The following is a 23,366-nucleotide window of genomic DNA, read 5'->3' as shown; positions in this document are numbered from 1 at the left end:
CGGAGTTAAATCTTGAGAAACATGACCTCGATCATTCATTTTCTTGCCGAAGATTAATTTGATATGGAGGGAAATGGAAGAGGGAAAAACTACGAGAGGATTCTTATGCGGCCCTTGAATGACAAGGGCCGGAGTCATGAGAGATCAGTTGGCCGGGGTGGCCAGATCCAGGATAAAGGCGTATTCCAGCGCGATATCCTCGTAGGCTTTGAAGCGGCCCGACTTGCCGCCGTGGCCGGCGTCCATGTCGGTGTTCAGTAACAACTTGTTATCATCCGTTTTCAGCTCGCGCAGCTTGGCGACCCACTTGGCGGGCTCCCAATACTGCACTTGCGAGTCGTGCAGTCCGGTGGTGACCAGCAGGTTGGGATAGGCTTGCGCCTTCACCTGATCGTAGGGGCTGTAGCTCTTCATGTAGTCGTAGTAGCGCTTCTGGTTCGGGTTGCCCCACTCGTCATACTCCCCGGTGGTGAGGGGGATCGACTCGTCCAGCATGGTGGTGACCACATCGACGAACGGCACCTGCGCCACCACGCCGCGATAGAGTTCGGGCGCCTGATTGATGACGGCCCCCATCAGCAGACCACCGGCGCTGCCGCCCATGGCGTAGACCTGATCCCTGGCACCGTAGCCTTGCTCAACCAGCGCCTTGGTGACATCGATGAAGTCATTGAAGGTGTTCTGCTTTTTCAGCAACTTGCCATCTTCGTACCAGTGACGGCCCAGCTCTTCGCCACCCCTGATATGGGCGATGGCGTAGACGAAGCCGCGATCGAGCAGGCTCAGGCGCGAGCTGCTGAAGTCGGGATCCATGCTGGCGCCGTAGGAGCCGTAGCCATAGACCAGCAACGGATTCTTGGGCGCATCGGCCTGCTCTTTCTTGAACTTGTCCTTGCGATAGACCAGCGACACCGGCACTGATACGCCGTCGCGGGCGGTCACCCAGAGCCGCTCGCTGGCGTACTGGTCGGCCTTGAAGCCGGCCACCGGTTGCTGCTTGAGCAGGGTGCGCTGGCCGCTAGCCATATCCAGCTCATAGGTGGAGGCGGGGGTTGTCATGGAGGAGTAGCCATAGCGCAGGGCGCTGGTATCCGGCTCCGGGTTGTAGGCGAGCCAGGTGACATAGGCGGGATCGTCGAAGGCGATCTCCTTCTCGTCACCGCTCTGCCAGTTGATCTGGCGCAGCCGGGTCAGCCCCTTGTTGCGCTCTTCCAGTACCAGCCAATCCTTGAACAGGGCGTAGCTCTCCAGCAGTACCTCCGGATTGGGGGCAATCACCGCTTTCCAGCGATCGACCGGGCTCTCTTTGGTCTCGTAGAGGCCGAAGTTCTTGCCGTCCTTGTTGGAGCGCACATAGAAGCGGCCGCGGTAGTGATCCAGGCTGTATTCGTGATCCACCTGACGGGGCAGGAACAGGCGTGGGGCGTGCTCCGGCTGGTTGGCATCGATCAGCCGTGCTTCGCCGGTGGTGGTGCTGGAGAGGGCGATGACGATGAAGTCTTCCGAGGTGGTGGCGTAGAGGCTGATGTAGAAGGAGTCATCCTTCTCTTCATAGACCAGCTTGTCCGTGGCCGGATCCGTCCCGAGCGTATGGCGATAGACCTGATAGGGCAGCAGGGTCTGCGGGTGCTTGCGCACATAGAAGACGGTCTTGTTGTCGTTGGCCCACACCAGATTGCCGGAGGTGTTCTCCAGCGTGTCGGCGGCCCACTTGCCGCTATCCAGGTCGAGGAACTGGATCTTGTATTGGCGGCGGGAGAGATAATCCTCCGCTACCGCCAGCCAGCGGTTGTTGCGGCTCACCTCAAGGGCGCCGAGGGCATAGAATTCGTGCCCTTCAGCCCGCAGGTTGCTGTCGAGCAGCAGGCTCGCCTGCTCTTCACCGAGCTTGGTGCGCGAGTAGATCCCGTACTCCTTGCCCGGCTCATAGCGGGTCTGGTAGCGGTAGCCATTCTTCACATAGGGTACCGACTCATCCTGCTGGGGGATGCGGGCGACCATCTCTTTGTAAAGCTGTTCGCGCAGGGGTTGGGTCGGCTTGAGCATGGCCTCGGTATAGGCGTTCTCGGCCTTGAGATAGTCCAACACCTCGGGCTTCTGCCGCTCGTCGTCACGCAGCCAGTAGTAGTTGTCGATGCGGGTATCCCCGTGTTTTTTCAGAGTGCGGGGATGTTTGGCGGCCACGGGCGGCTGGATTGGATGTTCGCTTGTCAGCATGGCGGGCTCTTCATTGGCATAAGTGGGGGGGAGAACTGTCAGAAAGGCTAGCAGCAGAACTCCTCGGGAAAAGGTAAACATGTCGCATCCTTGGCGCTGGAAAGGGTTGGTAGACCTGAGCATCGGCTCCATGAATTGGCGTTAAATCTGCCCCTTGTTGCCGGTGGTTGCAAGCAATCCCTTGTTATTGCAGGAAATGTAATCAAAAAAAGCCGCTATCTCGCGATAGCGGCCCTCTTTCTGGCCATGAGCGGCAAGAGTCCGCTCAGGTGTGCCTCACATGATATGGGAGTGGCCTCTCATGGCCAGTTTTCGTCAGCCGGGGTAGCTCGACCAGCGGTTGGTCGCGCCCTCGTTGCTGATACTCAGTACCTCATAGGGATGGCCCGGAATATCCATGCCCGGCGCACTCTGAGGCATGCCCGGAATGGTCAGGCCACGGATCGCCGGTTTTTCCCTGAGCAGCTTCTGTACATCGGCGGCCGGTACATGCCCCTCGATCACATAGCCATTTACGATACCGGTATGGCAAGAAGCAAGTTCCGGCGCGATACCGTATTGCTGCTTCACTGCGCCGAGCTGTTCGGTTTCGATGACCTCCAGTTCGAAGCCATTCTGCTCCATGTGCTCGTTCCAGCTTTGGCAGCAGCCACAATATTTGGATTTGTAGACGGTCATCTTCTCGGCCGCGAGAGCCGAAAAGCTGACGGTACCGGCCAGCATGGCCAGTAACAGGGGTTTGTACATCACTCACCTCAGATTGAAAGAAAAGATGCCCGATACGGGATGCGTTTCAGATCCGGGTGCGTGGGGGACGTTCGAGCCGCTCGCACGGAGCGTCCGGCATAAAGAGAGAGGGGGAGGCGAAGTCGGGGGTATCCGGTTCCAGCACGGCGACCGTCAGGCTGTCGCTGCCTACCAGCGTCATCGAGAGGGCGGTGGTAAAGCTGCCGCAGGGCATCGCCTTTTCCAGGGTACGCTCGCTCTGGCTGCAGTGGGTAGTCAGGGTGCAGAGGTCGGTTGCGGCCCGGCTGCCAAACGACATCAACACCAGCACCAGACTCCACAAGGGGAGCCAGCGACGGGCGTGAGCGAGTTGGCGACGGGTGAGAACCATGGAATGACTCGGAAAAAATAAGGGGCACATGGTAACCCTGTGCCCCGGGGGAGGGTCAAGCCCTCCCCATGGTGTCAGTCAGCGCAGATTAAGGTTGCTGACGGGTCGCCGCCAGCACGATCTCGCGCACGCAGACGTTGGCAGGCTGGTTCCAGGCGTAGAGCACGGCATCGGCGATCACTTCCGGTGCAATGACGCCGCCCATCTGATCTTTCCAGTCGTGGTAACCGGCCTTGATGCTCTCGTCAGTGGTGTGGCTGAGCAGCTCGGTCTCGACCGCACCCGGGGCAATGGTCACCATACGCACGCCGACATCGGCCACCTCTTCCCGGATGTTCTCGGTCAGGGCGTGCACTGCGAACTTGGTGGCGCAGTAGGCAGCATGATTCGGGAAGGTCTTGCGACCGGCGATGGAGCTGATGTTGATGATTGTGCCGCTGCGGCGCTCCTTCATGCCTGCCAGCACTGCGTGGACGCCGTTCAGTACCCCCATCACGTTGATGTTGAGCATCTGCTGCCACTCGGCGGGATCCTGCACATCTGCCTGACCAAGCAGCATGACACCGGCGTTGTTGACCATGCAGCCGACCGGGCCAAATTTGGCTTCTGCCTGCTGGACGGCGGCTTTCATGGCGGCGGTGTCGGTCACATCGACCCCGATGCAGAGGGTATCGGGCAGATTCAGCGCCTGCATCGGCTCGACCCGGCGGGCCAGCAGTAGCAGCGGATGACCGGCAGCAGAGAAGGCACGGGCGATGGCGGCACCGATCCCGGCGGAGGCACCGGTGATCACGACGAGAGATTGGGACATGGGTCTTTCCTTCTGATTCAAGAGTCGGTTTGAGCAAACAGGTGGCTGGCCAGCACGGAACCCAATCACTATAGTCACTGCATCTATAAGTGATAAATATTGTTTTCCGCTGGTTATCATCTGAAAAAACTATGGTTGGTTTATGCTGGACTTGAGATTGCTGCGTTTCTTCATCGCCATCTATGAAGAGAAGAACATCACGGCGGCGGCCGAGCGCTGCCACGTCAGCCAGCCCTCCCTCTCGGCGGGACTGCGCCAGCTGGAAGAGGCGCTCGGTGACAGCCTGTTTGTCCGGGGCAAGAAGGGGGTGGTGGCGAAAGATCCGGCCCACTATCTCTATCCCCACGCGGTCAAGCTGGTGGAGGAGGCGCGCCGTCTGCCGGAGCTGTTTCGCCAGAAAGCGACGCGTGCGAGGCTCAATATCGCCATCATGCCGGACTTGAGTCGCCGCCGGGTGGCCGGGCTGCTGCAGCAAGTACAGCGCGTGTTGCCGCAGCTGGATCTCACCCTCTCCGACTACACCACACCTGCCGACTGCCGCTTGACGCTGGATGCCTTGCGCCGGGAGGACGAGATCTTCCTGCCGCTGTGGGAGGAGGATTACGTGCTCTGCGTGCCGGTCGACCATCCCCTTGCCAGTCGCGAAAGGATCGAGCTGGCCGAGCTGCAACATTATGATTTTATTGAGTGCCCGCCCTGCGAAGCCCATCAGCAGACTATCGGCCTGCTGGCCTGTGACCGCCTTACCCTCAATCTGGTGGCCAAGGCCGAGAGCAAGGGGCTGGTGATGGCGCTGGTGCTGGCGGGGGTCGGCATCAGTTTTCTGCCGGACGGGCTGGTCGAGGATGAGGCGGGGCTCTGTACCCTGCCGGTGAGCGGGCCGCGGATGTTTCGCCGGATTGGGCTCTGCTATCCCGCCCACCAGACCCTCAATCCGGCGCTGCGGGAGCTGATCCCCGAGTTGGCAGGCTATGGCGCTTCCTGATAAGGTCGCTCTCCTGTGCACCTTTACGATGCAGCTCCCCAGACTCCCCTTTTCTGTTTACCTCGCCTTGCACCGCAAGGCTTTGTTCGGGTGATGTGGTCATGAAACGCATTCTGGTTATTTTTTCCCATCCCGCGCTGCAGAGTTCGCGGGCCAACAAGCAGCTGTTGCAGGCGATTGAGGGGCTGGAGGGGGTCACGGTTCACGACCTCTATCAGCACTATCCCGATATGTTTATCGATGTGAAGCGGGAGCAAACGCTGCTCTGTGAGCACGACATCATCGTCTTTCAGCACCCGTTTTACTGGTACTCCTGCCCGGCCATCATGAAAGAGTGGATGGATCTGGTGCTGGAGTATGGCTACGCCTACGGCCCCGAAGCCCACGCCCTCAAGGGCAAGCAGTGGCTGAGCGCAATCACCACCGGCGGGGCGCCGGACTCCTACTGCTGCGAGGGGTACAACAGCCGGCCACTGCTCGACTTTCTGCTGCCCTTTCAACAGGCGGCCAGATTGTGCGGCATGAACTGGCTGCCCCCCTTCGTGCTGCACTCCTTTCACAAGATCAAGGATCCCGCCGCCCTGCGCCGCTGCGGTCAGGATTATCGCCAGCTGCTTTGCGCCCTGCGTGACGATCTGTTGACCCCGGAGCAACTGGCCGGGCGCCCTTATCTGCGCGACTTGTTGGAGGTGCTCTGATGACACACGGGCAGCTTGTTGGCCGAGCTTATGAGCCGGACCGGATGTTCACGCGGAGGGCAGAGTGATGGGCCACGGGATCCTGTTCGATGCGTTTATCTATCTTTCGGCTGCAGTTATCGCTGTGCCGCTCGCCAAGCGCTGGGGACTCGGTTCGGTGCTCGGTTATCTGTTGGCGGGGATCATCATAGGCCCCTTTCTGCTGGGGCTGGTGGGGGAGCAGAAGGATGTGATGCACTTCGCCGAGTTTGGCGTGGTGCTGATGCTGTTTCTGGTCGGTCTTGAATTGCGTCCGGCCCTCTTGTGGCAGTTGAAGGGGCCGATCCTCGGCACCGGCGGCCTGCAGGTGCTGCTCACCACGGCGGCACTGACAGGCGTGGCGCACCTGATCGGCCTGCCGCTGCAACAGGGGCTGGCTATCGGCCTCATTCTGGCGCTCTCCTCCACCGCCATCGTGTTGCAGAGCCTGCAGGAGCGCAAGCTGATGCAGAGCGAGAGCGGTCGCTCCGCCTTTGCGGTGCTGCTGTTTCAGGATATTGCGGTCATTCCGATCCTGGCACTGCTGCCGCTGCTGGCCATGGCGCCGGTCGCCAGCAATGGCGGCTCCGAACTGGCGGGGTGGCAGCACGGCCTGCTGGTAGTCGCGGCCATCTCCGGCATAGTGCTGGGTGGCCACTACCTGATGCGGCCGGTATTTCGTGCCATCGCCCAGTCCCATATGCGGGAGATCTTCGTCGCCGCCGCCCTGCTGCTGGTGATCGCCATCGCGGTGCTGATGGAGTCGGTGGGGCTTTCGCCCGCTCTCGGCTCTTTTCTCGCCGGGGTGGTGCTGGCCGACAGCGAATATCGCCATGAGCTGGAAGCGGACATAGAGCCGTTCAAGGGGCTGCTGCTCGGCCTGTTCTTTATGTCGGTGGGGGCGGGGATCGACTTCGGGCTGTTTGCCGAGCACCCTTTCCTGATACCCACTCTGGTGGTTGGCCTGATGGTGCTCAAATGGCTGGTGTTGATGGCGCTCGGCTTCATCATCCGCATCTCGCCGAGCCAGCGCTGGACCTTCGCGCTGGCGTTGGCGCAGGGGGGCGAGTTTGCCTTCGTGCTCTTTTCGTTTGCCGCCCAGAACCGGGTGCTGCCCGGTGAGACCATCTCGCTGCTGACGCTGGTGGTGGCGCTCTCCATGGCGCTCACCCCGCTGCTGCTGATCCTCAATGATCGGGTGATCCAGCCCTGGTTCGATTACCGTAACCAGAGCGACGCGCCGCAGCATGAGCAGCCGGAGCTGGTGGAGCATCCGGTGATCATCGCGGGCTTCGGCCGCTTCGGTCAGATCGTGGGGCGTCTGCTTCATGGTCACGGCATCGGCACCACCATCCTCGAGCAGGATGCCAGCCAGATAGAGACCCTGCGCAAGTACGGCTATCAGGTCTTCTATGGCGATGCCAGCCGGATCGACCTGCTCCATGCCGCAGGGGCGCACAAGGCGAAGCTGCTGGTGCTCTCCATCAACGATCCGGCTACCTCGCTGGCGGTGATCGAGATGGTGCAGAAGCACTTCCCGCACCTGAAGATCCTGGCGCGAGCGCTGGATCGGCCCCACGCCCATGAGATTCTGCGCCACGGGGTCGAGAGCGTTCACCGGGAAACTCTGGGCTCGGCGGTCGATCTGGGGGTGGAAGCCCTGACCCAGCTCGGTTTTCGGGCCAACCAGGCCTGGCGGGCGGGGCAGACCTTCAAGCAGCACGATAACTGGCTGTTGCGCGAGCAGGTCAACTATCTGGACGACGAACACACTTATATCAACAAGAGCCTGCAATACCGGGAGATCCTCTCCGATCTGTTGCAAGACGACGAGGAGGGGCAGGAGCGTATCCATGCCCACAACTGGAACAGCGGGCTACCCGACGACGACAAGGAAGCAAAATGATTGCCTATTACCCCATGTTCAAACACCTGCATATGACGCTGGCGCTGGTCAGTCTGCTGCTCTTTATCTATCGCTGGAGTCTGGCGCTGGCCGGCAGCGATCGGTTGCAGCAGAAGTGGCTGAAGATCCTGCCCCATATCAACGACACCTTCCTGCTGCTGTTTGGCGTGCTGCTGGCGGTGACCTTGCAGCTGAGCCCCGGCCAGCAGCCCTGGCTGATGGCCAAGCTGGTTGCACTGGTGCTCTATATCGCTCTGGGTGTCATGGCGCTCAAGCGCCCGGCCCGCGGTCAGAAGCTGGTGGCCGGTGTGGCGGCACTGGCGGTGTTTGGCTACATGGTCGGTGCGGCCATCACCAAGTCAGCCTGGTCGTGGCTGATGTGAGCAAAAGGGGAGAGTCATGCTCTCCCCTGAAATCATATTCTGAGATGAATTAATTAATCGGAGTTTTATGCTGACAATAAATCGCAACATAGAACTTTAATTTGAGGGATTTTTGGCTAATTTTAGCCTCTAGCGGCTCCTTTTTTGAGTGTATTGTCTTTGTAAATCAATTGTTTAGTGTGTTTTGTATGAAAATGGCGACAGTTGTCGCAGCAAAACTTGCGACATAGACTGTCGCAAGTCACGACTAGCATACAGTCAACGCTAAACCAGTGAAGGCAAGCACCATGAGCAAGAAGCTGTTACGACAACTGACCTTGGCGCGTTGCATCCCGCACCGCCCTTACAAGCTGACCGCCAGCCAACTCCAGGTAAAACTGGAAGAGGAAGGTATCCACGTCAGTCTGCGTACCGTGCAACGGGACCTGGAGGAGATGTCCGGCATGGGACTGTTCGACCTCACCTCGGACGAGCGCAGCAAACCCCATGGCTGGTGCTTCGAGCGCCACGGCCTCAACGACTTTGCCAATATCATGCCGCTCTCGCTGGCGGTGGCCCTGAAAACCTGGAGTGATCAGGCGAGCCAACTGTTGCCGGCGAGTGTACTGACCGAATTGAATCCGCTGGTCGATAAGGCGAGCCAGGTGATCCGCGACAGCCAGAGCGAACTGGCCGAACGCTGGCTGGAGAGTGTCCACCAGTCACCGCGTCCGTTTGCCGGCAACCCGGAGATCCGCCGCAGCACCCTGATCCGCGATGCGCTCTGGCGTGGTCGCAAGTTCAGTGCCGAGATCCAGCGCGTGATCAAAGAGCGCACCGTGTGGCTCTGCTACGACCGTATCAACCCGCTCGGCATTCTCAATCAGCCGGACGGTCCGATCCTGCTCTGCACTCTGTCCGAGCTGGATCCCAAGGTCTACGGCATCCCGTTCGACCATATCAAGAACGTTGAGCTGACCAACTTCAGCGCCACCCAGCCGAAGGATTTCAATATCCAGAAGCTGATCCGCGATCAGGGCTATCAGGATGTGAGCGGCCCGATCCGCTTCGTCGGCCGGATCGATGCCAACAGCCAGTCGCTGGTGGATAACCAGATCCCCGGCAACAATCCGCGCATGACCCGCTATGACAAGCGCAGCGTGGTGGTGGAGACCGAAGTGCAGGACACCCCGGAGTTTCGCAGCTGGTTGAACAACATCGGCGGTGAACTGGAGGTGCTGGCACCGGAATCGCTGCGCAAGGCCTATCTCAATCCGGCCAACCGCTTGAGCTGATTAAAAAATTGGAATGTTGAAGAGTCGAGCCTGGTCTCGGCTCTTTTTTTGCGGTTTTTTTAAGCATATTTATTCAACTAATTTTTAAGTCTTAACGTCAGGATTGAACCGTTTTCCTGCCCTGTTTTTGGGGGCGAAACCCGTGTAAGAGATCTGCCATAGCGACTGTAAGAGGCTGGCGCTTTGAGCCGTACGCGAAGCCATGCCAGAATGATCGAGCTTTCCCGTGAAACTAAATAACTAACTGATATTAAAGGGTTAGTTTTTAAGTTCGTTTTTTGAGATGGGAGCTGCATCGGATCTTTATCATCGGATGGCCCTTGTTCGGGGTGCGCATTTCCTTAGTATGGGTCTCACAAGGACGGAGCTGGTCCGGCAGGATGCAGGGCAGCGCATAAAGATGGAATAGTCCGCAGGATGTGGACAAGGGATACCTCAGGATGAGTTCGATAATCAGGATGGTTATCGTCACGGATGAATAAAGGAACACCGCGGGATGCGGCAGGACACTCTCGGGATGGGAGCAGAACGAACGGAACCTCGTTCTTCAGGATGAACAGGACCTCGCCGGATGCGAGAGGAATACTTCAGGATGAAGTGAGATAACCCGGATGGTTATCTGTCAGGAAGACGCAAGGAACCCCACAGGACGTGGTAATGGACACCTCCAGGATGGAGACAGTGAAGCAGTTCAGGATGAATTGCCAGGCCAGGAACGCCGCAGGACACGCCAACGGATTGGAAAGGGGATATTCCAAAGGATTAGGATAACGTCAGGGATTGCAGGGAGCATTGCAGTTCTACGGACAGGACGACACGACTCTAGGGGACGGCTACCGCCGTCCCCTTTTCTTTTATGGTTTGTCCGTGAGATTGCCGCGCTGGGCGGCGTTGACGATCTCTTGCAGGCGCTGACGAATGTCGACCATACCAAACACGCCAAATATCAGCACAGTGACAAATTCGGCTTTGGTGACAGCGAAGTAGCGTTTGCAAGCTGCCTTGATCATGCTGGCCTGCAGCCAGTGCAGCAGGGCGACGATCACGCCGCAGACCGGCAGAAAGCCGTTGAGTTTGCCGGGCAGCGGGGCAATCAGGCTCACCAGCACGCCAAACCAGAAGAACAGTATCAGCCCCATCGCCAACAGATTAAAGACCCGCTTCATTGTTTACCTCCCGTAGATAGAGTTGATAACAGACCTGACCTGCCTGCTTGTCCTTGAGTAGTTGCCAACTGGCGGGCAGCGCCAGATCGGCCATCTCTTTTTCCCGCTCCAGATAGATGAGGGCGTCCGGTGCCAGCCAGCCGCGCTGCTCCAGCAGTTCGCACACCTGCGGCAGCAGCTCGCGGCGAAACGGCGGATCGAGGAACACCAGATCAAACGGCGTGGCCGGGCCTTGCAGCCAGCTCACTGCATCTGACTGGATCACCTGACCCTGCGTGCTGCCGAGAGTGGCCAGATTCTTCTTGATCTGCTCTGCAGCCCCTTTGTCCATCTCGATCAGGGTCACCTGCTCGGCATAGCGCGACAGCGCCTCCAGTCCGAGTCCGCCGCTACCGGCAAACAGATCCAGGCAGCGGGTGCCGCGAATGTGGGGGGCCAGCCAGTTGAAGATGGTTTCCTTGACGCGATCAGTGGTGGGTCTGAGCCCCTCCACATCCTTGACCGGCAATTTGCGGCCTCGCCACTGGCCGCTGATGATTCTTACAAAGCCCGATTTTCCTTGCGGGGCGGGACTCTTGCTCGGGTTGCTACGGCTGGATTTCACTCTGGGCATCGCGTTTCATCGTCAGAAAATAAAGTGGTAGTATAAGGCGGTTCATTTTTATGCCGACCCGCCAAGGGACGGCTATCTTAGCAGTCAGCCTTTGATGTGAGTATTTTTAGATGGCAAAAGGTTTGTTTTCCTGGCTGGGTTTCGGCCGCAAGAAAGAAGAGGCTGAGGCTGTCCAACCACAGACACCCCAAGCCACCCCCGTTACCGTTGAGCCCGAGGTCACTGCTACCCCCGCTCCCGTTTCCGATATAACTGTTTCCGATAGTACGCCGGCTGTTGCCCCCGAAGTGCCTGCCAGCGCACAGAATCCCGTTTTGCAAGATGATTGCTGCCTGCCGACCGAGCTGGACGATCACGGCCCGCTGGTGGTGGAGGAGTGCGCCTCCGATCTGGAGCCGGTGATCGTCAACGAAGCGCTGATCGCCGAAGAGGAGCGTGCCGCTGAAGCCGCTCGCACTGCCGCAGAAGCACAAGCTGCTGAAACGGCTCGTATTGCCGCTGAGGCTCGGGCTGCAGAAGAGGCACGTATCGCTGCCGAAGCCCGCGCAGTGGAAGAGGCCCGAATCGCTGCCGAAGCCCGTGCCGCGGAAGAGGCTCGTATTGCTGCCGAAGCCCGCGCCGCGGAAGAGGCTCGTATCGCGGCCGAAGCCCGCGCTGCAGAAGATGCTCGTATCGCCGCCGAGGCTCGCGCCGCAGAAGAGGCCCGCATTGCCGCCGAAGCCCGCGCTGCGGAAGAGGCTCGTATTGCGGCCGAGGCTCGCGCCGCGGAAGAATCTCGCATTGCCGCCGAGGCTCGCGCTGCAGAAGAGGCTCGCATTGCTGCAGAAGCCCGCGCTGCAGAAGAGGCTCGCATTGCTGCAGAAGTTCGCGCCGCGGAAGAGGCTCGTATCGCCGCTGAAGCCCGCGCTGCGGAAGAGGCTCGCATTGCTGCCGAAGCTCAGGCTGCGGAAGAAGCCCGTATCGCCAAAGAGGCCCAGCGAGCGGAAGATATGCGCCTGGTCGCCGCGATGGAGGCTGAGGCCGCCGCCCTGGCAGCCCTGCCGCTGGCCGCCAAGGTAGACGACGACACCCAGGACAAACCGCAGCGGGAGGGCTTCTTTGCTCGCCTCAAGCGCAGTCTGGTGCGCACCAAGGAGAATATCGGTTCCGGTTTCTTCGGCCTGTTCCGTGGCAAGAAGATCGACGATGAGCTCTTTGAAGAGCTGGAAACCCAGCTGCTGACCGCCGATCTCGGTGTGGATACCACTACTCGTATCATCGAGGGGCTGGTGCAGCACGCGGACCGCAAGCAGCTCAAGGATGCCGAGGCGCTCTACGGCCTGCTCAAGCAGGACATGGGCGAGATGCTGGCCAAGGTCGAACAGCCGCTGGTGATCGACACCAGCAAGAAGCCTTATGTGATCCTGATGGTCGGCGTAAACGGCGTCGGCAAGACCACCACCATCGGCAAGCTGGCCAAGCAGTTCCAGGCTGAAGGCAAGAGCGTGATGCTGGCGGCGGGTGACACCTTCCGTGCCGCAGCGGTCGAACAGCTGCAGGTTTGGGGTCAGCGCAACAACATTCCGGTGATTGCCCAGCATACCGGTGCCGACTCCGCTTCCGTCATTTATGACGCCATCGAGGCTGCCCGATCCCGTGGCGCCGATGTGTTGATCGCCGACACCGCCGGTCGCCTGCAGAACAAGAGCAACCTGATGGAAGAGCTCAAGAAGGTGGTGCGGGTGATGAAGAAGCTGGATGAAGAGGCTCCCCACGAGATCATGCTGACGCTGGATGCCGGCACCGGCCAGAACGCCCTGAGCCAGGCCAAGCTGTTCAGTGAGGCGGTGGGCCTGACCGGTATCACTCTCACCAAGCTGGATGGCACGGCCAAGGGCGGCGTCATCTTCGCGGTGGCCGACAAGTTCCAGATCCCGATCCGCTATATCGGGGTGGGCGAGGGGATCGATGATCTGCGTCCCTTCGTTGCCAACGATTTCATCGAGGCGCTCTTCAGCCGCGATGAATAAGTCCGGCCGCGATGAGTCAGCTCAGCCGTGATGAGTAAGTGTTCCATGCCCCGACTCCGGTCGGGGTTTGTCAATTTCAGGGAACCGTTATGATTCGTTTTGACAAGGTCAGCAAGGTATACAGCGGCGGCCATCAGGCGCTGCAAAAGGTCAGCTTTCACCTGCGCAAGGGGGAGATGGCCTTTCTGACCGGGCACTCGGGGGCGGGCAAGAGTACCCTCCTCAAACTGATCAGCGTGATGGAGCGCCCGACCGATGGTCGTGTCTTCTTTCATGGCGATGATGTCAGCCATATCCAGCGCAGCCAGATCCCCTATGTTCGTCGCCAGATCGGGATGATCTTTCAGGATCACCGCCTGCTGATGGACCGAACCGTGTTCGACAACGTAGCGCTGCCGCTGGTGATCGATGGTTACAGCCATGCGGACATCAACAAGCGGGTGGCGGCGGCGCTCGACAAGGTGGGGCTGCTCGGCAAGGAGCGTTACCAGCCGCGGATGCTCTCCGGTGGTGAACAGCAGAGGGTCGGCATCGCCCGTGCCATCGTCAACAAGCCGCCGCTGCTGCTGGCGGATGAACCGACCGGCAACCTGGATCCCCAGCTCTCCATGGATATCATGCGGCTATTTCAGGAGTTCAACAATTTTGGGGTCTCGGTGCTGATTGCCACCCACGATCTGGGGCTGATCGCCCGCATGCGCTATCGCACCCTGACCCTCAAGGCGGGTCGCATGTATTCGGCCGGGGAGGAGCTCTGATGGCTATCGTTCGTCATAAACAACCGCCGCTGCGCCGTCTGATGATGTACGGGGTTGATCATGTGCGGCAGGCGTTTGCCAGTCTCGGGGAGCTGTGGCGCAATCCGCTCGCCTCTCTGATGACGCTGGCGGTGCTTGGCGTCAGTCTGGCGCTGCCATCCTGCTTCCACGTGCTGCTGAAAAACGCCGAGGTCGTGGAGGGGAGCTGGCAGAGCAGTTCCCAGATCTCCCTTTACCTGCGCAAGGATCTGCCGGAGCAGAGCATTCTCGATCTGCAGCACAGGATCCTGCTCTATCCCGAGGTGGATTCGGTCACCTACCTGAGCCGTGACGATGCGTTGCGGGAGTTTCGCGAGATCTCCGGCTTCGGCGATGCCCTCGATTATCTGGACAGCAACCCGCTGCCGCCGGTGCTGAGCGTCATTCCGGATCCACGCTGGCAGAACCCTGAAGGGGCCGCCGAGCTGCTCAGCAAGCTCAATAACGAGGTGGGGGTCGAGCAGGGCAAGCTGGATCTGCAGTGGCTGACACGACTGCAGGGGATCATGAACCTGCTGCGCCACACCATTACCGGTATCGCGGTGCTGCTGCTCTCCGCCGTGTTGCTGATCGTCGGCAATACCCTGCGTCTCAACATCCTCAACCAGCGTTCCGAGATTGAAGTGCTCAAGCTGGTGGGGGCGACCGACTCCTTCATTCATCGCCCTTTCCTCTATACCGGTATCTGGTTCGGGGTGATCGGCGGCATGCTGGCCTGGTGGCTGACCGAAGTGATGGTGATCTGGAGCGAAGGGGTGGTGAAGGAGCTGGCGGGCTTGTATAACAGTAACTTCCGGCTGGTTGGCATGGGGGCGGTAGACGGGATCAATCTGATCTTGCTGGGCGCCCTGCTGGGGCTGATTGCCTCCTGGTTCTCGGTCCATCGCCACATTCGCGACATCGAACCATCCTGATTACTTTATCATCAAAGTAAATCGCTGGATTTTGAGAGGCGGATCAAGTAAAAGAGGGGCCGTTTCTGGCTTGGCCCCCATAGTCAGAGTATTCTGAATAACAATGATCTTCCGGATCTTCGCTAGATCCAGTGAACCTTCTGATTTATAAGCAGTCTATTAAAGCTGAAGCATTTATACGGGTGTGGCCCCTCTGCCTTGCTCGTCAGACTTGGCAAGCATGTGAAGGTTGCGAGCTCCGCAACAATGGACTTAGCATGCTACTTTTCGGGGGTCCTTCATTGTGACCCCCTTTTTTTGACTGTTCATTCATGATTCATCCTGCAGGCTTAAGATAAGCCGGTCTAAAACTGGGCATGTTCTTTGATACACGCCGCAGAATGGCATCCGGTCAGTAGACAGACCCTCTCAGGGTGTTAGACTGATTCGATTGAAAAGTAAGAGGTAACAGATGGGAACTTCATTGCAGCGCACTATGGCTCTGATTCCGCAAGGTAGTCTGGAAGGCTATATCCAGGCAGTAAACTCTATTCCTGTGCTGAGCGCAGAGGAAGAGCGTGAACTGGCTGAGCGTTTGCAGCAGGATGGCGATCTCGAGGCTGCTCGTCAGCTGGTTATGTCGCACCTGCGCTTTGTCGTTCATGTCGCCAAGAGTTATGCCGGTTACGGCCTGCCTCAGGCCGATCTGGTTCAGGAAGGCAACATCGGCCTGATGAAGGCGGTCAAGCGCTTCGACCCGACGGTCGGCGTGCGTCTGGTCTCCTTTGCCGTGCACTGGATCAAGGCCGAAATCCACGAATATGTCCTGCGCAACTGGCGCATGGTCAAGGTGGCGACCACCAAGGCCCAGCGCAAGCTCTTCTTCAACCTGCGCAAATCCAAAAAGCGTCTGGGATGGCTGAACCACGAAGAGGTTCAGGCCGTGGCGGCCGATCTCGGCGTTTCTGCCGCTGACGTGACCGAAATGGAAGCGCGGATGGCCAACTACGATCAGGCGTTCGATCTGGTGGGTGACGATGAGGAAGAGGGCGGTTTCGCTCCGGTTCACTATCTGGAGGACAAATCCTCCGATCTGGCCGCGACCATCGAGAATGACAACTGGGACGATCACGCGACCCGTCGCTTGAGCTCGGCCCTCGCCACCTTGGATGAGCGCAGCCAGCACATCATCCGCGCCCGCTGGCTCGATGATGACAGCAAGACCACTCTGCAGGAGCTGGCCGATACCTACGGCGTCTCTGCCGAGCGTGTGCGTCAGCTTGAGAAAAACGCACTCAAGAAGCTGAAAGATGCCATGGAAGCCTGATGCTTCCTCTCATAAAAACAGGGCCTGATGGCCCTGTTTTTGTTTCGCAAGGATCTGGTCGGCCTTGCTTTGGTTACCCTTGAGTGTGTTATGTTGCCGCCACTGCCACATTAGGGAGAGCAGAAGTGAAACTGTTGAACGACCTGTTTACCAACAACCGTGAGTGGGCCGAACGGATCAAAGCCGAAGATCCCAATTTCTTTGCCACTCTTTCTGCCCAGCAGGCCCCCGAATACCTCTGGATCGGTTGTTCCGACAGCCGGGTTCCCGCCAACCAGCTGATGGGGTTGCTGCCGGGGGATGTCTTCGTCCACCGCAACGTCGCCAATCTGGTGGTACATACCGATTTCAACTGCCTCTCGGTGCTGCAATACGCGGTCGAGGTGCTCAAGGTGAAGCACATCATCGTCTGCGGCCACTATGGCTGCGGCGGGGTCAAGGCGGCGATGCAGAATCAGGAGCTGGGGCTCATCGACAACTGGCTGCGCAACATCAAGGATGTCTACTTCAAGTATGGTGAAGAGCTGGAGGCTATCGAGGATGAGCACGAGCGCTTCGACTATCTGTGCGAGCTGAATGTGGCCGAGCAGGTCGCCAATGTCTGCCACACCACCATCATCCAGAATGCCTGGCGCAAGGGGCAGGAGCTGGCGGTGCATGGCTGGATCTACGGAATTAAAGACGGTCTGCTGCACGATCTCGATCTCTGCATCAGCGGCCCGGATCAGATCCCCGATGTCTATCGCGCCTGGCCGGACATGCGTCCGCCCCACCGTCGGCGCTAGGGAGCTTCATTGTGGCGCCAGCCCTCTATCTGCAGATCAAGCAGCACATTCTGGACGGGATCCGCGAACGCCACTATCAGGCGGGCGACAGGATCCCGACCGAAGCGGCCCTGTGCGAGCAGTTCACCGTGAGCCGGATGACGGTTAACCGGGCGCTGCGGGAGCTGGTGGCGGAAGGTTGGCTGGTGCGTACCGCCGGTTCCGGTAGCTTCGTGGCGGACAGGCGCACCGAATCGCCGCTGCTGGCTATTCGCAATATTGCCGACGAGATCGCCGAGCGTGGCAGCGAGTACAGCGCCCGGGTGATCCGGCTACAGCGACTGGCTGCCGACGAGAAGGTGGCGGTACAACTGGGGCTGCGGGTGGGCGCCCCCATCTTTCACAGCCTGATCGTCCATCAGGCCGATGGGGAGCCGTTGCAGCTGGAGGAGCGCTTCGTCGATGCCGGGCGCTTGCCTGGCTATGGCGAGCAGGATTTTACCCAACAGACCCCCAACCGTTATCTGATGGATGTCTGCCCCCTCTCCGAGATGGAGCACGTGGTGGAAGCCGTGTTGCCCAGCGCCGGTGAGGCGGGATTGTTGCAAATCCGCGTAGATTCCCCCTGCCTGTTGTTGCACCGGCGTACCTGGTCGGAGGGGCATCTGGTCTCCTACGCCCGCTTGCTCTCCCCAGGCTCCCGCTACAAGCTAAGCTCCAAGACTCAGTTGGAGTGAATGTATATACAACTCGATTTTGCAAAGCCCACCTCCTGGTGGGCTTTTTTGTGCTTAAACTCTAAGTTTGATGCTGTTATCAGGATGTGAACTCTGCCCTTTCTTTCGTCATATAGATCGACTATAAGGATATGTATATACATTTGAGGTCGCTATGAACAAGGAACTGTTGAACTGCGAGCGGGTCTGGCTCAACGTGACGCCCGCCACCCTGAATGATGAGCTGGCCGACTACGGCCTGCTGCCGCTCCACGCCATCGGCGTGAAGGATGGCAAGATCCACGCGCTGGTGCCGATGGCCGGGTTGAAGGGGCCATATCCCGCTCACTGGCAGGATATGCGGGGCAAGCTGGTCACCCCCGGCCTTATCGATTGCCATACACACCTCATCTTCGCCGGCAGCCGTGCCGAAGAGTTCGAACTGCGTCAGCAGGGTGTGCCCTATGCCGAGATCGCCCGTCGGGGCGGCGGCATCATCAGCACGGTGCGTGCCACCCGTGCCGCCAGCGAAGAGCAATTGTTCGAGCTGGCGCTGCCGAGGGTGAAATCCCTGATCCGCGAAGGGGTCACCACGGTGGAGATCAAGTCCGGCTATGGCCTGACGCTGGATGACGAGATCAAGATGCTGCGGGTGGCCCGCCGACTTGGAGAGGCGCTGCCGATCCGGGTCAAAACCACTCTGCTGGCGGCCCATGCGGTGCCGCCGGAGTATCGCGACGATCCCGACAGCTGGGTCGAGACCATCTGTCAGGAGATCATTCCGGCCGCCGCCGAGGCGGGTCTGGCCGATGCGGTAGATGTCTTCTGCGAGCATATCGGCTTCTCGCTGGCCCAGACCGAGCAGGTCTATCTGGCGGCGGATCAATACGGCCTGCCGGTGAAAGGGCATATGGATCAGCTCTCCAATCTCGGCGGCAGCACCCTCGCCGCCCACTTTGGCGCCCTCTCGGTGGATCATCTGGAGTATCTGGATCCGGAAGGGATCCAGGCGCTGGCCCACCGTGGCGTGGTCGCCACCCTGTTGCCCACCGCCTTCTACTTCCTCAAAGAGACCAAGCTGCCGCCGGTTGCCGCCTTGCGCAAGGCGGGGGTGGCGATGGCGGTCTCCTCCGATATCAACCCGGGCACGGCCCCCATTGTCTCGCTGCGGATGGCGATGAACATGGCCTGCACCCTGTTTGGCCTGACCCCGCTGGAGGCCATGGTCGGGGTGACCCGTCACGCCGCCAAAGCGCTCGGCGAGCAGGATAGCCTTGGCCAGCTCAGGGTGGGCATGGCGGCCGATTTCCTGATCTGGCACTGCGCCCATCCGGCCGAGCTGAGCTACATGGTTGGCGTCGATCAGCTGGCAGGCCGCATCTTCAACGGTGAGGAGACCCTCCATGGATAAGTTCAACCCGGTCGATATGTCGCTCTGGCAGGGACGGCAGGATCCGGAAGATGGCGAACTGGCCCTGCGTTGGCACGACAAGGTGCAGCCCTGGGCCGCCGGGGCACAAGAAGCAGCTGGTGTAGTGCTGTTCGGTTTTGCCTGCGATGAAGGGGTTCGCCGCAACAAGGGGCGCATTGGTGCAGCCGGGGCGCCGCTGGCGGTGCGCAAGCTGCTGGCCAACACTGCCTGGCACCTGAATCGACCCGTCTACGATGGCGGGGATGTGAGTTGCCCCGATGGCGATCTCGATGCCGCCCACGGCCGTCTGGCCGAGCGGGTCGCTGCTGCTCTCAATCTGGGCCACTTCCCGCTGGTGCTGGGGGGCGGTCACGAGGTGGCCTTCGGTAGCTGGAGTGGCCTCAACCTGCATCTGGCGGGCCAGGGGCGGGTCGGGATCATCAACCTCGACGCCCACTTTGACCTGCGCATGAAGCAGGATCTGGCCAGCTCCGGCACCCCCTTCTTCCAGATCGCCGAGCAGTGTGCCGCTCAGGGCACACCGTTTCACTACGCCTGCCTCGGGGTGGCCGAGACCGCCAATACCCAAGCCCTGTTTGCCCGCGCCAAGTCGCTGGGAGTGTGGCATGTGCTGGACGAGGCAATGACCCAGACCGGGTTGCCAGCCTTGCTAAGCGGGCTGGATGCCTTTATCGCCGATTGTGATCACCTCTATCTGACCATCGATCTTGATGTGCTGCCCGGAGCCGTGATGCCGGGAGTGAGTGCTCCCGCCGCCCGCGGCGTGGAGCTGGCGGTGATCGAACCGCTCATTGCCCATATCCGGGCCAGCGGCAAGCTCAGGCTTGCCGATCTGGCCGAGTACAACCCGACGCTGGATCAGGACAACCGCAGTGCCCGCGTGGCCGCGCGACTGGTTCATCTGTTGACCCGTTAACCCCTTTGGCCGCTCGTCGCCGAAGGCACCCTATTGATACAACAAGGAGTGTGTATGTCTGTGCAACAGCAGGATCCCCGTCATGATCCTAACCGCGTGATCCGTGCCCCGCGCGGCACTGAACTGACCGCCAAGAGCTGGCTCACCGAGGCGCCGCTGCGGATGTTGATGAACAACCTGGATCCCGAGGTGGCCGAGCATCCCCAGTCGCTGGTGGTCTATGGCGGCATCGGTCGCGCCGCCCGCAACTGGGCCTGCTTTGACAAGATCGTCGAGGTGCTGACTCGGCTCGAGGAGGATCAGACCCTGCTGGTGCAATCCGGCAAGCCGGTCGGGGTGTTCCAGACCCACAAGGATGCGCCGCGGGTGCTGATCGCCAACTCCAATCTGGTGCCCCACTGGGCCAACTGGGAGCACTTCAACGAGCTCGATAAAAAGGGCCTGATGATGTACGGCCAGATGACCGCGGGTTCGTGGATATACATAGGTACTCAGGGGATCGTGCAGGGCACCTACGAAACCTTCTTCGCGGTGGCCAACCAGCACTTCAACGGCTCGCCTGCGGGCCGCTGGATCCTCACCGGTGGTCTCGGTGGCATGGGCGGTGCCCAGCCGCTGGCCGCCACCATGGCCGGCTTCTCGATGATCGCCGTTGAGTGCGACGAGACCCGCATCGATTTTCGTCTGCGCACCCGTTATGTGGACAAGAAGGCCCACAGCCTGGATGAGGCGCTGGCCATGGTCGAAGAGGCCAAGCAGAGCGGCAGCGCCGTCTCCGTCGGCCTGCTCGGCAACGCCGCCGACGTCTTTGCCGAATTGGTGGCCCGTGGCATCACCCCGGATGTGGTGACCGACCAGACCTCCGCCCATGATCCGATCCACGGCTACCTGCCGCAGGGTTGGAGCGTGGCCAAGTGGCGCGAGCTGCAACAGAGTGCCCCGCAGGAGGTGAATCTGGCCGCTCGTCGCTCCATGGCCCGTCAGGTGGAGGCGATGCTGACCCTGCAAGAGCGCGGCGCGGCGACTCTGGATTACGGCAACAACATCCGTCAGATGGCGCTTGAGGAGGGGGTGAAAAACGCCTTCGACTTCCCCGGCTTCGTCCCCGCCTACATTCGGCCGCTGTTCTGCGAGGGGATTGGCCCGTTCCGCTGGGTGGCCCTCTCCGGCGATCCGGAAGATATCTACAAGACCGATCAGAAGGTGAAAGAGCTGATCCCCGATGATCCCCATTTGCACAACTGGCTCGACATGGCCCGCGAGCGCATCGCGTTTCAGGGGCTGCCAGCGCGGATCTGCTGGGTCGGGGTCAAGGATCGGGTACGCCTCGGCCTGGCCTTCAACGAGATGGTGAAAAACGGCGAGCTGAAAGCCCCCGTCGTCATTGGCCGCGACCATCTGGATTCCGGCTCGGTGGCGAGCCCGAACCGCGAGACCGAGTCGATGATGGATGGCTCCGATGCCGTCTCCGACTGGCCGCTGCTCAACGCCCTGCTCAACACCGCCGGTGGCGCGACCTGGGTGTCGCTGCACCACGGCGGCGGGGTCGGTATGGGCTTCTCCCAGCACTCCGGCGTGGTGATCGTCTGCGACGGCTCCGATGACGCTGCCAAGCGGGTCGGTCGGGTGCTGCGCAACGATCCGGCCACCGGGGTGATGCGCCACGCGGATGCCGGCTACGAGATTGCCATCAACTGTGCCCATGAGGCGAAACTGGATCTGCCGATGATTGACGGCGCCGACGGTGTCAAAGGAAAGGTGTAACACCATGTTTGAATTGACTATTACTCCTGGCGAGCTGGATCTTGCCACCCTGCGCCGCGTCAGCCGCGAGCCGGTACATGTTTCACTGGATCCGGCCGCCCTGCCGGGGATCCACGCCTCCGCTACGGTGGTTACCAAGGTGATCGAGCAGAACCGGGTGGTATATGGCATCAACACCGGCTTTGGCCTGTTGGCCAACACCCGTATTCCGGTGGAGCAGCTGGACGAGCTGCAGCGCTCCATCGTGCTTTCCCACGCGGCAGGGATTGGCGAGTACATGGATGACGCCACCGTACGGCTGATGATGGTGCTCAAGCTCAACTCGCTGGCGCGAGGCTTCTCCGGCATCCGGCTGACGGTGCTTGAGGCCCTGATGACCCTCATCAACGCCGAAGTCTATCCGGTGGTGCCGAAGAAGGGATCCGTCGGTGCCTCCGGCGATCTGGCACCGCTGGCCCATATGAGCTGCCTGCTGATCGGGGAGGGCAAGGCCCGCCACAAGGGCGAGCTGATCGACGCCGCTACTGCGCTGAAAATTGCCGGGCTCGAGCCTATCGCGCTGGCACCCAAAGAAGGATTGGCGCTGCTCAACGGCACCCAGGCGAGTACCGCCTTTGCGCTGGAAGGGCTGTTCCATGCCGAGGATCTGTTCGCTGGTGCCATCACCATAGGTGCCATGAGTGTGGAGGCTGCGCTCGGCAGCCGTCGGCCGTTTGATGCCCGCATCCACGAAGTGCGCGGTCAGCGTGGCCAGATCGATGCGGCCGCCTGCTATCGCCACCTGCTGGTGGATGGCAGCGAGATCGGCATGTCCCACCACAATTGCGAGAAGGTGCAGGATCCCTACTCATTGCGCTGCCAGCCGCAGGTGATGGGTGCCTGCCTGACCCAGATCCGCCAGGCCGCCGAGGTGCTGGTGTGCGAGGCCAACGCGGTCTCCGACAACCCGCTGGTGTTTGCCGATGACGAGGAGATCCTCTCCGGCGGCAACTTCCACGCAGAACCTGTTGCCTTCGCCGCCGATAATCTGGCTCTGGCCATCGCCGAGATAGGTTCCCTCTCCGAGCGGCGCATGGCGCTGCTGATCGACTCTCGGATGTCCGGTCTGCCGGCGTTTCTGGTCAACAACGGCGGGGTCAACTCCGGCTTTATGATCGCTCAGGTCACCTCGGCGGCGCTGGCCTCCGAGAACAAGACCCTGGCCCATCCCGCCTCGGTGGACAGCCTGCCTACGTCCGCCAATCAGGAGGATCACGTCTCCATGGCGACCTTCGCTGGCCGCCGGCTTGCCGATATGGCCGAGAATACCCGCGGTATTCTGGCAGTCGAACTGCTGGCGGCGGCGCAAGGGCTCGATTTTCGTGCGCCGTTGCGCAGTACCGAGCTGATCGAGCTGGCCAAGGGACGACTGCGGGCAGAGGTGAGCTTCTACGACAAGGACAGGTACTTCGCGCCGGATATCGAAGCGGCCGCCGCCCTGCTGGGCCGTGCCAGCTACAACGACCTGATCCCGGCCGGGGTGCTGCCCAGCCTGTAAGCCTTGATCACCCTTCTCTCCTG

General features: G+C 60.4%; 21 protein-coding genes. 15 read left to right on the top strand and 6 right to left on the bottom strand.

The window, feature by feature from the left end; translation table 11 throughout:
- Positions 1-144: 144 nt before the first annotated feature.
- The 4 genes from OKC31_RS14520 to OKC31_RS14505 all read right to left on the bottom strand — a co-directional run bounded on the left by OKC31_RS14520 (position 145) and on the right by OKC31_RS14505 (position 4,145).
- Entirely contained in the window at positions 145-2,298 is a 2,154-nt protein-coding gene (locus OKC31_RS14520; protein WP_247823815.1) for a S9 family peptidase, read from the bottom strand.
- A gap of 234 nt (positions 2,299-2,532) precedes the next feature.
- Positions 2,533-2,964, bottom strand: a complete 432-nt coding sequence (locus tag OKC31_RS14515) for a DUF411 domain-containing protein (RefSeq protein ID WP_005339953.1) — start codon at positions 2,962-2,964, stop codon at positions 2,533-2,535.
- A 46-nt stretch (positions 2,965-3,010) separates the two neighbouring features.
- On the bottom strand, positions 3,011-3,334 hold the full coding sequence (locus OKC31_RS14510) for a hypothetical protein (protein ID WP_005339955.1): 324 nt from the start codon (positions 3,332-3,334) through the stop codon (positions 3,011-3,013).
- 88 nt (positions 3,335-3,422) lie between these two features.
- On the bottom strand, positions 3,423-4,145 hold the full coding sequence (locus tag OKC31_RS14505; protein ID WP_194494923.1) for an SDR family oxidoreductase: 723 nt from the start codon (positions 4,143-4,145) through the stop codon (positions 3,423-3,425).
- A 142-nt stretch (positions 4,146-4,287) separates the two neighbouring features.
- Here OKC31_RS14505 and OKC31_RS14500 point away from each other — a divergent pair, with 142 nt between their 5' ends.
- The 5 genes from OKC31_RS14500 to OKC31_RS14480 all read left to right on the top strand — a co-directional run bounded on the left by OKC31_RS14500 (position 4,288) and on the right by OKC31_RS14480 (position 9,409).
- A complete protein-coding gene (locus OKC31_RS14500; RefSeq protein WP_005339957.1) occupies positions 4,288-5,130 on the top strand; it encodes a LysR family transcriptional regulator in 843 nt (280 codons plus the stop codon).
- A gap of 101 nt (positions 5,131-5,231) precedes the next feature.
- A complete protein-coding gene (gene kefF / locus OKC31_RS14495) occupies positions 5,232-5,828 on the top strand; it encodes a glutathione-regulated potassium-efflux system oxidoreductase KefF (RefSeq protein ID WP_247823816.1) in 597 nt (198 codons plus the stop codon).
- A 67-nt stretch (positions 5,829-5,895) separates the two neighbouring features.
- Entirely contained in the window at positions 5,896-7,752 is a 1,857-nt protein-coding gene (locus tag OKC31_RS14490; protein WP_005357666.1) for a monovalent cation:proton antiporter-2 (CPA2) family protein, read from the top strand.
- Positions 7,749-8,135: a SirB2 family protein gene (locus OKC31_RS14485; RefSeq protein ID WP_181269667.1), complete on the top strand. Its 387-nt coding sequence runs from the start codon at positions 7,749-7,751 to the stop codon at positions 8,133-8,135. The genes OKC31_RS14490 and OKC31_RS14485 overlap by 4 nt, the downstream gene beginning before the upstream one ends.
- A gap of 287 nt (positions 8,136-8,422) precedes the next feature.
- Positions 8,423-9,409 (top strand): helix-turn-helix transcriptional regulator, encoded by a 987-nt coding sequence (locus tag OKC31_RS14480; protein WP_005339987.1) that lies wholly within the window; start codon positions 8,423-8,425, stop codon positions 9,407-9,409.
- 854 nt (positions 9,410-10,263) lie between these two features.
- Here the strand turns inward: OKC31_RS14480 and OKC31_RS14475 are convergent.
- The gene (locus OKC31_RS14475; protein ID WP_247823817.1) at positions 10,264-10,575 is read right to left on the bottom strand and encodes a DUF1145 domain-containing protein; all 312 of its coding nucleotides are present in this window, start codon (positions 10,573-10,575) and stop codon (positions 10,264-10,266) included.
- Positions 10,559-11,188, bottom strand: coding sequence for a 16S rRNA (guanine(966)-N(2))-methyltransferase RsmD (gene rsmD / locus OKC31_RS14470; RefSeq protein ID WP_247823818.1), 630 nt, complete (start codon positions 11,186-11,188; stop codon positions 10,559-10,561). Before rsmD ends, OKC31_RS14475 begins: the two co-directional genes overlap by 17 nt.
- Before the next feature lie 110 nt (positions 11,189-11,298).
- On the opposite strand from rsmD, the gene ftsY reads away from it, so the two are divergent.
- From ftsY to hutH, 10 genes are all read left to right on the top strand, one after another.
- The gene (ftsY, locus tag OKC31_RS14465; protein WP_247823819.1) at positions 11,299-13,197 is read left to right on the top strand and encodes a signal recognition particle-docking protein FtsY; all 1,899 of its coding nucleotides are present in this window, start codon (positions 11,299-11,301) and stop codon (positions 13,195-13,197) included.
- Positions 13,198-13,286: 89 nt separating this feature from the next.
- A complete protein-coding gene (gene ftsE / locus OKC31_RS14460) occupies positions 13,287-13,955 on the top strand; it encodes a cell division ATP-binding protein FtsE (RefSeq protein WP_005339995.1) in 669 nt (222 codons plus the stop codon).
- The gene (gene ftsX, locus OKC31_RS14455) at positions 13,955-14,908 is read left to right on the top strand and encodes a permease-like cell division protein FtsX (RefSeq protein ID WP_005339996.1); all 954 of its coding nucleotides are present in this window, start codon (positions 13,955-13,957) and stop codon (positions 14,906-14,908) included. Before ftsE ends, ftsX begins: the two co-directional genes overlap by 1 nt.
- A gap of 451 nt (positions 14,909-15,359) precedes the next feature.
- Entirely contained in the window at positions 15,360-16,214 is an 855-nt protein-coding gene (gene rpoH, locus OKC31_RS14450; RefSeq protein ID WP_005339997.1) for an RNA polymerase sigma factor RpoH, read from the top strand.
- A 125-nt stretch (positions 16,215-16,339) separates the two neighbouring features.
- Positions 16,340-16,999: a carbonate dehydratase gene (gene can, locus OKC31_RS14445; protein ID WP_042076162.1), complete on the top strand. Its 660-nt coding sequence runs from the start codon at positions 16,340-16,342 to the stop codon at positions 16,997-16,999.
- Positions 17,000-17,010: 11 nt separating this feature from the next.
- Entirely contained in the window at positions 17,011-17,715 is a 705-nt protein-coding gene (gene hutC, locus OKC31_RS14440; protein WP_026035093.1) for a histidine utilization repressor, read from the top strand.
- 154 nt (positions 17,716-17,869) lie between these two features.
- A complete protein-coding gene (gene hutI, locus OKC31_RS14435) occupies positions 17,870-19,105 on the top strand; it encodes an imidazolonepropionase (protein ID WP_247823820.1) in 1,236 nt (411 codons plus the stop codon).
- A complete protein-coding gene (hutG, locus tag OKC31_RS14430) occupies positions 19,098-20,042 on the top strand; it encodes a formimidoylglutamase (protein ID WP_247823821.1) in 945 nt (314 codons plus the stop codon). Before hutI ends, hutG begins: the two co-directional genes overlap by 8 nt.
- A gap of 54 nt (positions 20,043-20,096) precedes the next feature.
- The gene (gene hutU, locus OKC31_RS14425) at positions 20,097-21,806 is read left to right on the top strand and encodes a urocanate hydratase (protein WP_247823822.1); all 1,710 of its coding nucleotides are present in this window, start codon (positions 20,097-20,099) and stop codon (positions 21,804-21,806) included.
- A gap of 4 nt (positions 21,807-21,810) precedes the next feature.
- Positions 21,811-23,343 carry a histidine ammonia-lyase gene (gene hutH / locus OKC31_RS14420; protein WP_247823823.1) on the top strand — a complete coding sequence of 511 codons (1,533 nt, stop codon included), beginning with the start codon at positions 21,811-21,813 and terminating at the stop codon, positions 23,341-23,343.
- Positions 23,344-23,366 lie beyond the last annotated feature (23 nt).

Source organism: Aeromonas sp. Y293-4, from assembly GCF_027705905.1.
Classification (GTDB): Bacteria; Pseudomonadota; Gammaproteobacteria; order Enterobacterales; family Aeromonadaceae; genus Aeromonas; species Aeromonas veronii.
Note: the sequence above shows the minus strand (reverse complement) of the source record. Positions and strands in the feature narration are given on the sequence as shown.

Coding starts and splice junctions, on each gene's coding strand:
- OKC31_RS14520 (WP_247823815.1), bottom strand. CDS start 2,298: ATGTTTACCTTTTCCCGAGGAGTTCTGCTGCTAGCCTTTCTGACAGTT.
- OKC31_RS14515 (WP_005339953.1), bottom strand. CDS start 2,964: ATGTACAAACCCCTGTTACTGGCCATGCTGGCCGGTACCGTCAGCTTT.
- OKC31_RS14510 (WP_005339955.1), bottom strand. CDS start 3,334: ATGGTTCTCACCCGTCGCCAACTCGCTCACGCCCGTCGCTGGCTCCCC.
- OKC31_RS14505 (WP_194494923.1), bottom strand. CDS start 4,145: ATGTCCCAATCTCTCGTCGTGATCACCGGTGCCTCCGCCGGGATCGGT.
- OKC31_RS14500 (WP_005339957.1), top strand. CDS start 4,288: ATGCTGGACTTGAGATTGCTGCGTTTCTTCATCGCCATCTATGAAGAG.
- kefF (WP_247823816.1), top strand. CDS start 5,232: ATGAAACGCATTCTGGTTATTTTTTCCCATCCCGCGCTGCAGAGTTCG.
- OKC31_RS14490 (WP_005357666.1), top strand. CDS start 5,896: ATGGGCCACGGGATCCTGTTCGATGCGTTTATCTATCTTTCGGCTGCA.
- OKC31_RS14485 (WP_181269667.1), top strand. CDS start 7,749: ATGATTGCCTATTACCCCATGTTCAAACACCTGCATATGACGCTGGCG.
- OKC31_RS14480 (WP_005339987.1), top strand. CDS start 8,423: ATGAGCAAGAAGCTGTTACGACAACTGACCTTGGCGCGTTGCATCCCG.
- OKC31_RS14475 (WP_247823817.1), bottom strand. CDS start 10,575: ATGAAGCGGGTCTTTAATCTGTTGGCGATGGGGCTGATACTGTTCTTC.
- rsmD (WP_247823818.1), bottom strand. CDS start 11,188: ATGCCCAGAGTGAAATCCAGCCGTAGCAACCCGAGCAAGAGTCCCGCC.
- ftsY (WP_247823819.1), top strand. CDS start 11,299: ATGGCAAAAGGTTTGTTTTCCTGGCTGGGTTTCGGCCGCAAGAAAGAA.
- ftsE (WP_005339995.1), top strand. CDS start 13,287: ATGATTCGTTTTGACAAGGTCAGCAAGGTATACAGCGGCGGCCATCAG.
- ftsX (WP_005339996.1), top strand. CDS start 13,955: ATGGCTATCGTTCGTCATAAACAACCGCCGCTGCGCCGTCTGATGATG.
- rpoH (WP_005339997.1), top strand. CDS start 15,360: ATGGGAACTTCATTGCAGCGCACTATGGCTCTGATTCCGCAAGGTAGT.
- hutI (WP_247823820.1), top strand. CDS start 17,870: ATGAACAAGGAACTGTTGAACTGCGAGCGGGTCTGGCTCAACGTGACG.
- hutG (WP_247823821.1), top strand. CDS start 19,098: ATGGATAAGTTCAACCCGGTCGATATGTCGCTCTGGCAGGGACGGCAG.
- hutU (WP_247823822.1), top strand. CDS start 20,097: ATGTCTGTGCAACAGCAGGATCCCCGTCATGATCCTAACCGCGTGATC.
- hutH (WP_247823823.1), top strand. CDS start 21,811: ATGTTTGAATTGACTATTACTCCTGGCGAGCTGGATCTTGCCACCCTG.